Source organism: Acinetobacter psychrotolerans, assembly GCF_048552595.1.
Classification (GTDB): Bacteria; Pseudomonadota; Gammaproteobacteria; order Pseudomonadales; family Moraxellaceae; genus Acinetobacter.
In genome coordinates this window covers 211327-223523 of the sequence record NZ_JBIMDK010000004.1, presented here as the reverse complement: position 1 = coordinate 223523, position 12197 = coordinate 211327, and the positions used below count along the sequence as shown (strand labels likewise).

Below are 12197 nucleotides of genomic sequence, written 5' to 3'. Positions count from 1 at the left end.
ACATAATGATTAGCCCAACCTACTTTTATTTTAATGCGTACGGAGAATGGATATGCAACCGATTGTCATCATAGGTTCTGGCATGGCGGGTTATACCCTTGCAAGAGAATTTCGTAAATTAGACACAGAACAAGAACTGGTGCTAATTTGTGCAGATGATGCGGTGAATTATGCGAAGCCTACGCTTTCAAATGCTTTGGTTGGCAAAAAAGCACCTGAACAAATTGGTTTAGGTAATGCAGAAAAAATGAGTACGCAACTCAATATGCGTATCGAAAAAGATACTTGGGTAAAAAGTATCGATCCAGCAAAGCATGAACTGACAATAGAAAAAGATGGACAAATATCCACTCAAGGCTATTCAAAACTTATTCTTGCTGTTGGTGCGAATCCGATTCGATTAGCGATAGCTGGTGATGGGAGTGATGATATTCACGTGGTTAACTCTCTGATTGACTATCGTGCATTCCGTGAAACTTTAGACAACTGCAGCACGGGCGAATGTGGCAACAAACGTGTGGTGATTTTAGGTGCAGGTTTAATTGGTTGTGAATTTGCCAACGACTTGCAAAATACAGGTCATCAGGTTACGGTAATCGACTTAGCACCACAGCCATTAGGGCGTTTACTGCCGAACCATGTTGCACAAGCATTTAAAGAGAATCTTGAGCAATCTGGAATCAAATTTGTTTTAGGCACCACTGTAGAAAAAGTTTCTAAAACTGATCGTGGCTATATTGTTTCACTTGCAAGCGGTCAGTCTCTACAAGCAGATGTCGTTTTATCTGCAATTGGCTTACAACCGAATATTGCTTTGGCTAAAACAGCAGAGATTAGTACCAGTCGTGGTGTGATTACCAATACACTTTTAGAAACCAATCAAATAGATATTTTTGCCATCGGTGACTGTGCTGAAGTAAATGGAACACTCTTGCCATTTGTCATGCCAATCATGCAACAAGCACGTGCTTTAGCAAAAACTTTAAGTGGTCAGGCGACGACGGTATATTATCCAGCAATGCCTGTAGCGGTAAAAACCCCTGCTGCCCCACTGACTGTTCTACCTGCGCCACTGGGTGTAGAAGTGACATGGGACAATGAGGAATTTGAAGATGGTATGTTATCAAAAGCGGTCGATGCCGAAGGGACATTGCGTGGTTTTATTCTGTTAGGAGCTACTGCAGGAAAACAACGCTTAACATTAACAAAATTAGTTCCTGACTTGATTCCTGCATCAGTTTAAGGGTTTAATAATGAGGATATTTTATGTACAAAAAAATATCCTCATTTAGGAAAAATAACAATGAATAGCGCACTCCAGTTTCAAGTCTCACCTTATGCGTCTTTTATGCAAGAAACCAAAGTCGATTTAGGCAATGGTATTCAGCTACATGTCGAAACAGGGGGCAATCCTGATCATCCTTCAATCTTATTGATTATGGGTTTAGGGGCGCAAATGTTATTTTGGCCTGATTTTTTCTGTAAATCACTAATCGATCAAGGTTTTTATGTGATTCGTTTTGATAATCGAGACATTGGCTTATCTTCAAAAATTCGCCATAAAGGTCCACGTCTAAATTCTTATAAACTCATGGGACGTTTTGCCTTAGGTTTACCCAATGATGGAGCGCCATATAATCTATTTGATATGGCTGAAGATGTGGGCTTATTGATTGATCGTTTAGGTCTTGAAAAGACACATATTCTTGGTGCTTCTATGGGCGGCATGATTGCTCAAATTTTAGCGGCAAAATATCCAGAAAAAATTGAAAAAGTAGGATTATTATTTACCAGTAACAATCAACCGTTATTACCACCACCATTTCCGAAGCAACTCTTTAGTCTAATTGGCAAACCAGAATCTCGTGATGAAGAAGGCATTGTTAATCATTCTTTGAAGCTATTTCATATCATTGGCTCACCAGGTTACATTAACCAAGTCGATGCAATTCAGACTGCACGCAAATTATATCGTCGTAGTTATAACCCAGCGGGTGTACTTCAACAGTTTTTAGCAATATTATGTACAGGCTCCTTACTTAAATTGGATAAACAGATCGAAAAACCAACTTTGGTCATTCATGGTTCTAAAGATCGTTTATTAGCTCCAAGACATGGTAAGGCAGTCGCAAAAGCTATTTCAGGCGCTAAATTTGAATTAATTGAGGGAATGGGGCATGATATCCCACCGCATTTTGTTCCTCAACTTAGCGGATTATTTGCACATCATTTTAAATCATAAGCACTAGGACACTATGGCTGCATTACCATCCCTAAGACAGCTGTCATATTTAGTGACATTGTCTGAGACGTTGCACTTTACAGAAGCAGCGCGCCGTTCATTTGTAACTCAGTCCACTTTATCGGGTGGAATCATGGAGTTAGAACGTTTATTGGGTGGCGTACTCGTTGAACGTGACCGCCAAAATGTACGTTTGACTCCTTTAGGTGAGCAAGTCGTCGCCCGAGCCCGTGTTCTACTCGCTGATGCGCAAGATTTAATGCGTTTAAGCCGTGAAATGAGTGAACCTCTAACTGGTGATTTACATCTTGGTATCATTCCAACCATTGCGCCATTTATTTTGTCGCAACTGTTAGAAGAAGTGCACAAACAATTACCTAAAATTCAACTGCATTTGCATGAAGCACAAAGTGAGAAGATTGTAGAGAAGCTAGAACATGGCAATCTCGATATGATCATGCTTGCCTTGCCTTTTGATATCCGTGGTTTAAAAGTCGCTGAAATTGCGAGAGAAAGATTATTCTTGGTGTGCAATAAAGCGGATCAAAACGCAGTGAATGCACGAAGCTTAGATGATCTTGATCTTTCACATTTGATGCTATTGGAAGAAGGTCATTGTTTACGCGATCATACATTGAGTGTTTGTCCAATTGGTGAACGTAAAAATGATCATCGCTTAAAAGCCAGTTCTTTGCCAACGCTAGTGGAAATGGTCAGTTCAAATTTAGGTTTTACCTTACTTCCTGAAATTGCGATTCATGCAAATATGCTGAAAAACAATGATCAGATTATTGTAAAACCGATTGAGAATGCGCCATCACGCACATTGGCTTTAGTGACACGTAAAAGTACACCACTCCAAAGTGAATTTGATGTATTGATTCAAATTTTACAAAAAGTCACAGCAAATCTAGGCTAATTTCAAAAGCTAATTCGCAATAAAAAAGGAGTCAACATTGACTCCTTTTTTTGATCTCAAATACTTAAAAACCAAGTGATTAATATGGATATTAAATCATGACGATAAATCGTATTGACTATTTCTAATAGTGTTCAAGCAAAGTTTGCTGACTATTGTAAGGTTTCTCGCCCTCGTTTAATTGAGCACGTACCCAAGTTCCATCCCCTTGCAACAACCATGCTTGTGTATTGTCTTTTATATAATTTACCAAACCTTGTTGATAAATACGCTTTTTCAAAATAGGATCTTCAACTGGGAAACATACTTCTACACGATTGAATAAATTACGATCCATCCAATCTGCACTCGAACAGTAGATTCGTGGATTGCCATTATTGCCAAAATAATAAACACGAGTATGTTCTAAGAAGCGCCCAACAATCGAACGAACTCGAATATTTTCAGACAAATTTGGAAGACCTGGACGTAGACAGCAAATTGAACGAATAATCAGGTCAATTTGCACACCTGCTTGCGATGCTTCATACAATTTATTAATCAATTGAACTTCTGTTAATGCATTCACTTTGACAATAATTTGTGCAGGTTTACCTGCTTTTGCATTGGCAATTTCATCATCAATAAAAGCAATTAACTGTGCATGTAAGGTAAATGGTGCATGTAAAAGCTTCTTCAGCTTTGCCATTTTCCCCATACCTGTTAATTCTTGAAAGATACGATGTACATCTTCACAGAGTTCTTTTTCTGTGGTCATCAAACCATAGTCAGTATAAATACGCGCATTGGTCGCATGGTAGTTCCCTGTTCCCAAATGCACATAACGAACTAATTTATTATTCTCACGGCGTACCACCAAGATCATTTTGGCATGGGTTTTATACCCGACAATACCATAGACCACGACTGCACCAGCTTCTTGTAAAACATTGGCAACTTCAATATTCGACTCTTCATCAAAACGAGCACGTAACTCGATGATTGCAGTCACTTCTTTACCATTACGTGCTGCTTCTGCAAGAACTTGAACAATTTCAGAATCTGCACCGCTACGATACAGCGTTTGTTTAATTGCCAATACTTGAGGATCACGAGCAGCTTCACGTAGTAAGTTGATTACTGGCGCAAAAGATTCAAACGGATGATGTAAAAGAATGTCTTGCTTCTGCATTGCAGAGAAAATATTTTCAGTCTTTTTCAATACTTTTGGAATCACAGGTACATGTGCATCGTAACGCATATGGGGACGTTTAAAGTTCGAAACTAAACGTGCCAAGTTCACTGGGCCATCAACTTTATAAAGTTGTTCTTTTTCTAAATCAAACTCTTCCAGTAAATATTCATAAATATGTTGTGGACAATTCTGTGTCACTTCCAAACGAACAGCACGACCAAAACGACGTGAACTTAACTCACCAATTAATGCTTTGGCTAAGTCTTCTACATCTTCATTTAACGCCAAATCCGCATTACGTGTTACACGGAATTGATAACACCCTGTTGCTGTCATTCCTGGGAACAAGTCTGAAACATGTTCATGAATGATTGCAGATAACATTACAAAATGTTCTTTTCCACCTGTTAACTCATCTGGCAAACGTACCACACGTGGCAATGAACGAGGTGCAGGTACAACCGCTAAATCAATTTGTCGTCCAAAAGCATCTTTCCCTTCCAAAGTAATAATAAAGTTTAAACTTTTATTCACTAAACGAGGAAATGGATGTGCGGGATCTAAGCTAATTGGAGTCAGAACGGGTGCAACTTGTTCCTGAAAATACTTTTTGATCCAAGCAGATTGTGCAGGTGTTAACTCGCCACGGCGTAAAAAACAAATGTCTTCTTCACGAAGCTTTGGGAAAATTTCATCATTGAGAATACGATATTGACGTTCAATTGCTTCATGTGCCGTTTTAGAAATTTGCTCTAAAACTTGCTTAGGTGTTAAACCGTCTGGTGAACGGCTTTCATTACCTAAAGTTAATTCTTCCATCATCCCTGCAACACGAATTTCAAAAAATTCGTCCATATTGCGTGAGAAAATAAGTAAAAAATTGAGACGCTCAAGTAACGGATGTAAAGGATCTACTGCTTGTTCCAAAACACGTAAGTGAAAATCTAAAATAGAAAGTTCACGATTAATATATCGTTCATTATAAGAATATTCTGTTGCTGTTGTTGTCGTCACTGCGGTATTCATGCAATAAACCTGCATCAAAAAAATGTCATAAATCTAGTATGCTTCATATTTGTGACAATTTCATAAAAAAAAGTCCATGACTAAAAAAAAGCACAATAATTTGTGCTTTGCATTCACGCTCAGTATTTATCTTTATTTTTAAATCACAAATTAATCTGGAATACGGGTACTACGCATATACTTTAAGATCAAACCTTTACGATAATTCAATTTTCGATCATCACGATGGTCTTGGTAATATTTAGGATTTGGCAATATTGCAGCTAAAAATGCAGCTTGCTCAGCTGTTAAACTTTTAGCACTTTTACCAAAGTAATGCTGTGCAGCAGCTTCTACGCCATAAATATGATCGCCAAACTCAACTGAGTTCATATAGACTTCTAAAATCCGTTGCTTCGTCCACATCCGCTCCATCATCGTTGTTGCAATGGTTTCCTGCCCTTTACGAATAAATGAACGACGATTATAGAAAAATAAGTTTTTGGCGAGTTGTTGTGAAATTGTTGAACCACCTGCAACTACCTTATCTTTCTTCAAATTACGTTGCAAAGCATCTTCAATACCATCCCAATCGAAACCATGATGATCTACAAACTTAGCGTCTTCAGCAGCAATAATCGCATGTTTAAAATTATCACTAATGTCTCCATAATCACGCCATTCATGTTGAATGGGCTTAAAATCTGAGAAATATGTCCAACGCATAAACATTGTTGTTTCAACGTCATGACTACGCCAATAGACCAAACTTGAGAAAATCCAAAGCTGAATCAAAATCAAAACACTCATAATGATTAACAAACCACGAACAATAAAAGCTTTCATGTCAGCAGGTTACTCCGAAAAATTTGGTATTTCATGCTAAGCTCAATCTATCTATAAGAAATAAAGAAACGGCATGTCTGATTATCGAGAAACGTCATCTTATCTACAAACCAGTAACAAGATAGAAAAAATAACCCTCATACTGATTATCATCAATGTTGGATTATTTGCCTTACAAGTCCTTTCAGGTGTCAATATTACAGACCCAACTACTTTGGACGCATTACGTTGGGGTGCTGATTATGCACCTTTAACCTTTCTAGAGGAACCGTATCGCCTCTTTAGCAGTATGTTTTTTCACTTCGGCATTATTCATTTAATGATGAATATGTGGGCACTCTATATCTTTGGCAACATTGCAGAGCAAATGTTTGGACGAGTTTACTATTTAAGCCTGTATATCCTTGCAGGTTTAATGGGAAGCTTGTTAAGTGGTTATCTCGATATTCGTCACAGCTATGGATTTTTACAAAGTTTTGATCAATCGTTACTTCCACGTATATCTGCTGGTGCATCAGGTGCGGTGATGGGACTCGGTGGTGCATTAACACTACTTTCGATGTTTGCTCCGACAGTAAATCAAAGATTTATCTTAGATAAAAAGGCACTTTTCATCACACTCGCCATTAACTTAGCGTTTGGCTATTTTGCTTCAGGAATCAATAATGCCGCGCATATTGGCGGTATGATCATGGGTGCGCTGATGGCTCTAGCATGGTATATGACCCAACGTAGCCAAGCTGGTCAAAAGGTAAATCTCGTGATTATGGTCTTAGGCATTGCTGCCACTTATGCTGTTTATCTATATTGCCAACATCTGGTTGAGCCGCTTACACCACTTTGGCAAGAAGCCATTGTACAAATGCGTAGCCAATTGAAATTTTAACAAATACGCAATAACTAAGTATTTATCTTTCCACACCCTTTTTAGATAGGTATGGAAAGATTGTTCAGAGACATAAAAAATCGTTAAAGTTAATGAATAATGATGCTTAAAATAAGCACACATAATCAATCGACCTTAACCATTCGCCTTTAATTTAATTCTCTTAAACTCTGTAAAGGTGGAATTTCAGACAAATAACTCAAACGATAACGTCCAATCAAGGCACATAAAACAGCCATCGAAATCGGCAAAATCAACCATATTTCCCAATGTAACTGTAATGCCATGTCCATACGATAACTTGCAACAGCGCTAATCACCTCTGCAAAGAAACACGAAATAATCCCTGCCAATAATCCAATAAAACCGATTTCCAAACTCATCATATTTTTTAACTGACGCTTTGAACTGCCAAAAGAACGCAACAACGCCACTTCTCTTTTTCGCTCATCCATCAATAAATTAATACAGGCTATTAACACCAAAAATCCGGACAAACTAACCAATACAGCCAGTACAGTAATAATTTTTACCAATACTGCAACAAGATGCTTTATTTCTTCAAAAATCAAAGAAACATCAATAAAAACTGTGTTGGAAAATTGCTGAATCAAATGAACCATTTTCGATTTTTCGTCTGGTGGCACATAAAAACTTCCTAAATAACTGCCCGCATTCTCATCTAAAGTCTTGGGTGTAAAAATAAAAAAGAAGTTCGGGCTAAAACTTTGCCACTCTACCGTTCGCAGATTAACAACTTGAGCCTGTAGATTTCCCTCAGGCAAACTAAAAGTTAAATGATCTCCAATTTTTATCCCTAACTCTTCTGCTAAATTAGCCTCTACAGATACTTGTCCAACTTTAGACAGCTTCGGATCACCTGAAATAATCTTATTATCCTGAGGATACTGATCTGCTTGAGTCAAATTCAATTCACGACGTAGCGAATTACTCTTTTTCACCAAATCAGTAGAAAAAGCTTGTCCATTTTTTGCCAATAAACGCCCTTTTACATTGGGATATAAAGGTGAACTTTTCCAGTGCTGCTGTGCTAATTGTTGTCTAAATGCTTCTAGCTCAAATGGCGGTAAACCATAAATAAATTGATTTGGCGTACCTTCTGGAATTTGTTGCTGCCAACGCTCTAATAGATCAGTTCTTAGCACTGCAAGTACGGTAATTAAACTTAACCCTAAAGCCAATGCCGTGACCTGTAATGCAGTTTGAGAAGGTGTACGTACATAGACCGAAAGTCGATTACGCATAGATTTTAAGGTTTTCAAAACCAATAAAACAATGCCATATAACAGCCCTGTTAACACAATCACTGAACCCATGACTAAAGTCGTGAGAACGACATTTTCAGTGAGTATTAAACTAAAAATAATTAAGCTGATTAAACCTGTAGACAGCATCCACAACATTGAACGTGCTGATTTTTCCTGTTGGCGAATCACACGTATCGGTGGTGTATTTAACAACTGCCATAGACTCGGTAATATAAAACCAATCAACACAATTGCACTGGTAAAAATTGCAATCGGCAATGGGCCAAACAACATTTGCAGCATCGAAAATTGTATTTCCAAATTAGTAATCATTTGTAGCATGAGTTGTAATAACGAATAACCCAATATCATGCCTAAGCCACTACCAATCACCATAGCAATAGCGATCACAACCAGTAATAAAACCAAATACGTTTGGAAAATCTGACCTTTCCTTGCCCCCATGCAACGCATTAAAGCAATATGATCCTGATTTTGCTGAACATAGCGCTGACTGGTCAAAGCAATCGCTAAACCACACAATAGGATTGTTAAAATATTCGCCAACTGTAAAAAAGTATCTAAATTTTCAATCGGTTTCAGTAATCGTGAATTTCCTTCATTGGCATTGCGCAGCCTTAAATTACTTTGATCATCTAAATCAGTTTCAGTATTTTGCACGGCTTGAGCAGATTGATCTGTTTGAGCTACTTGCTGATCTTCTTGATGATTGTTTTGTTGGTTGTTTTGATCACCAATTTGATGCTGCTTCTGATCAAACTGTCGAGCAAAATTTTGCTTTTCTTGTTCTTTAAAATCTTTGAACGCTTGCTGATAAGTATTTAAAGATTGTGTATCGCCAGACATAAGCAAACGATATTCAATACGGCTTCCTACTTGAATTGCGCCAGTTTTTACAACATCCGCTTGAGAAATTATCACTGTTGGGGAAAACGCAGAAAAACCTATTTCCTGATTAGAATCATGGTTAATAATTCCTGTGACTTTAAATTGACCATCTGCAATTTGAACTGAATCGCCTATGTTTAATTTTAATAGTTCTTGAGCACGTTTACTCAGCCAAACCCCACCAGTCTGTAATTGCTGCTGTGGGGTACTTTTCAATTCACCACGTAAAGGAAATGCGGCATCTATCGCTTTCACATTCACCATGACAAATTGATCATGCGTAGAAGCCATAGAACTGAACATGGTGACATGCGACTGTTTGAGCTTTAATTCATCTGCTCGTTTTAACCATTGCAGTTCAATCGGATTGGTATCGCTAAGTACCAGATCAGCCGCTTGCATTTTTGCAGCCTGTAGAGTCACTGCTTGTTGTACTTGGTCATTACTAAATTTTAAAGCAGTCGTCGCACTTATGGCTAAACTCAAAGCAATAATCAGTAAGTAAATACCTGAACTTGCAAAACTTTGCCTAAATAATGGCTTAAATAATGTCAACATCACACAACCTCATGTTTTTTATGAGTTTGAGAATGCTCAATCAATTGCCCCTCTAATAGCTCGTAATGACGCTGACATTGTGCTGCCAGTTGAGGATCATGAGTAACTAGAACCAAAGTTGTGCCTAATTCTTTATTTAAATCAAATAATAACTGTTCAATTTCATGTGCAGTATGGCCATCCAAATTCCCTGTTGGTTCATCTGCAAAAATAATTTTAGGGTCTGAAATCAATGCCCGCGCGATTGCCACACGCTGCTGTTCACCGCCAGAAAGCACTTTAGGTGTTTGCTGACTCTGTCTTTCCAAGCCTACTTTTGCCAATAATTTCAATGACTTTTTCTCGGCATCTGAATAGTTAAAATCTTTTTGCAAACGGAGTGGCAACATCACATTTTCAAGTGCCGACAAATGAGGAAGTAGTTGAAAAGATTGAAATACAAAACCTATATATTTTAAACGAACTAAAGCACGCTGTTCTTCGTTTAAGCTTTGAATACTTTCACCGCATACGGTCAACTGCCCTGTACTGGCTTGGTCTAAAGTGGCAAGAATACCCAGCAAAGTTGACTTTCCTGACCCCGAACGTCCTGTGATGGCAACTTGCTCACCCGCATGAATATTCAAGTTTAAATTTTCGAAAATTGTAAGTGTTTGATGTGGGAGTTCAATCTTTTGTGTCAATTGCTGTGCAGAAATTATCACTTGTGGCATGATGGGAGAAGTTGAATCATCCTGAACCTTAGACATCGTAAAAGTACCCTATATGCAAATCAAAAAATTGTTAAATTTGAAAATGATGAAAAACGGTATTCATTGTTTAATTTTTAGCATGATCTGTCTGTTGCCCGTTAGTAGTTTTGCAAAAACCATCATGATTTTGGGTGATAGTTTAAGTGCAGGCTATGGTTTAAACCCACAACAAAGTTGGGTGGTATTACTACAACAACGCTTGGATCAACAACAACCTAAACAGCATAAAGTAATCAATGCCAGTGTCAGTGGGGAAACCACCAGTGGGGCATTGGCTCGCTTGCCTAAACTCTTGCAAACACACAAACCAGATGTTGTTGTAATTGAATTGGGCGGTAATGATGGTTTACGTGGGCAACCACCGCAAATAATTCAGAAAAATTTAGCACAATTAATCCAACTAAGTCAGAAAAGCAAAGCAACTGTCATTTTATTGGGAATGAAAATTCCACCGAATTATGGTGCAGCATATAGCCAAGCTTTTGAAAAAAATTATCAAATTTTAAGCCAACAATATAAAGTAAAACTCCATCCTTTTTTTATGAATAGTATCGCAGGCAATAAAAATTTGATGCAAAAAGATTTAATTCACCCGAATGCATCTGCACAAAAAACTCTACTGAATAATGCCTACCCGTTAATTAAGGCTGCGTTGTAAGAAACTTTCTATACTGCACTAAATCCTCAAGTATGTTTATGTACTACCAACAAAAAAGACGCCTAAGCGTCTTTTTTTACAATATATTCAATAGATTATGCTGGAATATCACGAACAGACGCGTTACGAATCGCTTCTTTCAATGCTTCATAACCATGAATTGGTGGGAATTGTGGAAATTCACGAATCACATTTTCAGGTGCATCAAATAAAAATCCTTCGTCCGCTTCACCTAACATTGTCGTATCGTTATAAGAATCACCAGCAGCGATCACACGATAATTCAAACCATGTAAAGCTTTTACAGCTTCACGTTTTTGATCAGGCTGACGTAATTTATACGCAGTGATCATGCCCTTTTCATCTGTTTCAAGCTTATGGCAGAAAATCGTCGGCCAACCGAGTTGTTTCATTAGCGGATGAGCAAACTCATAGAACGTATCTGAAAGAATGATCAATTGGAAATGCGTACGCACCCATTCAACAAACTCTTTTGCACCTGGGAATGGCCCCATATCTGCAATCACAGCTTGAATATCATTTAAACCTAAACCATGTTGTTTAAGAATATTGAGACGCTGCGTCATCAACACATCGTAGTCTGGAATATCACGTGTTGTTGCTTCTAATTCTTTGATTCCTGTTTTTTTAGCAAAATTGATCCAGATTTCTGGTACCAATACACCCTCAAGATCAAGACATACGATTTCCATGGGTTCTCCCAAATGTCAGTTTAAAATTTTGGCGTTATCATAACATCAAATTTTGGTTTTCTTTGATGAAAGTTTTTTGGTCTATCTATTCCTATAAATCTATTTTTTTCATAAGCATTTTAAATAATCTGCTAAGCAGCATATTTCATTTACTTTAAAATACGATGGATTTCAAAAAGGCTTTACTCATATAAAGTGTAATTGATTTAACTTTCTCTAAAATGTTTAAATTTAGATATTCTTAGAAATATTCAAATAGAACAGAGC

Annotated in this window: 10 protein-coding genes; 5 read left to right on the top strand and 5 right to left on the bottom strand. The window is 37.7% G+C overall.

The window, feature by feature from the left end; translation table 11 throughout:
• Positions 1-52: 52 nt before the first annotated feature.
• The 3 genes from ACG94X_RS05685 to oxyR are packed head-to-tail and all read left to right on the top strand — an operon-like array spanning position 53 to position 3161.
• Positions 53-1243: an NAD(P)/FAD-dependent oxidoreductase gene (locus ACG94X_RS05685; protein WP_419382770.1), complete on the top strand. Its 1191-nt coding sequence runs from the start codon at positions 53-55 to the stop codon at positions 1241-1243.
• A gap of 60 nt (positions 1244-1303) precedes the next feature.
• Complete coding sequence (estB, locus tag ACG94X_RS05680; RefSeq protein ID WP_419382769.1) at positions 1304-2242, top strand: esterase EstB; 939 nt, start codon at positions 1304-1306, stop codon at positions 2240-2242.
• A 13-nt stretch (positions 2243-2255) separates the two neighbouring features.
• Positions 2256-3161 carry a LysR family transcriptional regulator OxyR gene (oxyR, locus tag ACG94X_RS05675; RefSeq protein WP_419382768.1) on the top strand — a complete coding sequence of 302 codons (906 nt, stop codon included), beginning with the start codon at positions 2256-2258 and terminating at the stop codon, positions 3159-3161.
• A gap of 124 nt (positions 3162-3285) precedes the next feature.
• Here oxyR and ppk1 read toward each other — a convergent pair whose 3' ends face one another.
• On the bottom strand, positions 3286-5361 hold the full coding sequence (gene ppk1, locus ACG94X_RS05670) for a polyphosphate kinase 1 (RefSeq protein ID WP_419382767.1): 2076 nt from the start codon (positions 5359-5361) through the stop codon (positions 3286-3288).
• Positions 5362-5511: 150 nt separating this feature from the next.
• Positions 5512-6186, bottom strand: a complete 675-nt coding sequence (gene mtgA / locus ACG94X_RS05665) for a monofunctional biosynthetic peptidoglycan transglycosylase (RefSeq protein WP_419382766.1) — start codon at positions 6184-6186, stop codon at positions 5512-5514.
• 73 nt (positions 6187-6259) lie between these two features.
• Here mtgA and ACG94X_RS05660 point away from each other — a divergent pair, with 73 nt between their 5' ends.
• Complete coding sequence (locus ACG94X_RS05660) at positions 6260-7072, top strand: rhomboid family intramembrane serine protease (RefSeq protein ID WP_419382765.1); 813 nt, start codon at positions 6260-6262, stop codon at positions 7070-7072.
• Between the two features lie 149 nt (positions 7073-7221).
• Here the strand turns inward: ACG94X_RS05660 and ACG94X_RS05655 are convergent, their stop codons facing one another.
• Both ACG94X_RS05655 and ACG94X_RS05650 read right to left on the bottom strand, forming a co-directional pair.
• Positions 7222-9807 carry an ABC transporter permease gene (locus ACG94X_RS05655; RefSeq protein WP_419382764.1) on the bottom strand — a complete coding sequence of 862 codons (2586 nt, stop codon included), beginning with the start codon at positions 9805-9807 and terminating at the stop codon, positions 7222-7224.
• Positions 9807-10556, bottom strand: a complete 750-nt coding sequence (locus tag ACG94X_RS05650; protein ID WP_419382763.1) for an ABC transporter ATP-binding protein — start codon at positions 10554-10556, stop codon at positions 9807-9809. The genes ACG94X_RS05655 and ACG94X_RS05650 overlap by 1 nt, the downstream gene beginning before the upstream one ends.
• A gap of 46 nt (positions 10557-10602) precedes the next feature.
• Between ACG94X_RS05650 and ACG94X_RS05645 the strand changes: the two genes are divergently transcribed.
• On the top strand, positions 10603-11217 hold the full coding sequence (locus tag ACG94X_RS05645; RefSeq protein ID WP_419382805.1) for an arylesterase: 615 nt from the start codon (positions 10603-10605) through the stop codon (positions 11215-11217).
• Between the two features lie 95 nt (positions 11218-11312).
• Here ACG94X_RS05645 and thrH read toward each other — a convergent pair whose 3' ends face one another.
• Entirely contained in the window at positions 11313-11930 is a 618-nt protein-coding gene (thrH, locus tag ACG94X_RS05640; RefSeq protein WP_419382762.1) for a bifunctional phosphoserine phosphatase/homoserine phosphotransferase ThrH, read from the bottom strand.
• Positions 11931-12197 lie beyond the last annotated feature (267 nt).

Excerpts from the sequence above, each read along its gene's own strand:
- ACG94X_RS05655 (WP_419382764.1), bottom strand. The coding sequence starts at position 9,807 with ATGTTGACATTATTTAAGCCATTATTTAGGCAAAGTTTTGCAAGTTCA.
- ACG94X_RS05685 (WP_419382770.1), top strand. The coding sequence starts at position 53 with ATGCAACCGATTGTCATCATAGGTTCTGGCATGGCGGGTTATACCCTT.
- thrH (WP_419382762.1), bottom strand. The coding sequence starts at position 11,930 with ATGGAAATCGTATGTCTTGATCTTGAGGGTGTATTGGTACCAGAAATC.
- oxyR (WP_419382768.1), top strand. The coding sequence starts at position 2,256 with ATGGCTGCATTACCATCCCTAAGACAGCTGTCATATTTAGTGACATTG.
- ACG94X_RS05645 (WP_419382805.1), top strand. The coding sequence starts at position 10,603 with ATGATGAAAAACGGTATTCATTGTTTAATTTTTAGCATGATCTGTCTG.
- mtgA (WP_419382766.1), bottom strand. The coding sequence starts at position 6,186 with ATGAAAGCTTTTATTGTTCGTGGTTTGTTAATCATTATGAGTGTTTTG.
- estB (WP_419382769.1), top strand. The coding sequence starts at position 1,304 with ATGAATAGCGCACTCCAGTTTCAAGTCTCACCTTATGCGTCTTTTATG.
- ACG94X_RS05650 (WP_419382763.1), bottom strand. The coding sequence starts at position 10,556 with ATGTCTAAGGTTCAGGATGATTCAACTTCTCCCATCATGCCACAAGTG.
- ACG94X_RS05660 (WP_419382765.1), top strand. The coding sequence starts at position 6,260 with ATGTCTGATTATCGAGAAACGTCATCTTATCTACAAACCAGTAACAAG.
- ppk1 (WP_419382767.1), bottom strand. The coding sequence starts at position 5,361 with ATGAATACCGCAGTGACGACAACAACAGCAACAGAATATTCTTATAAT.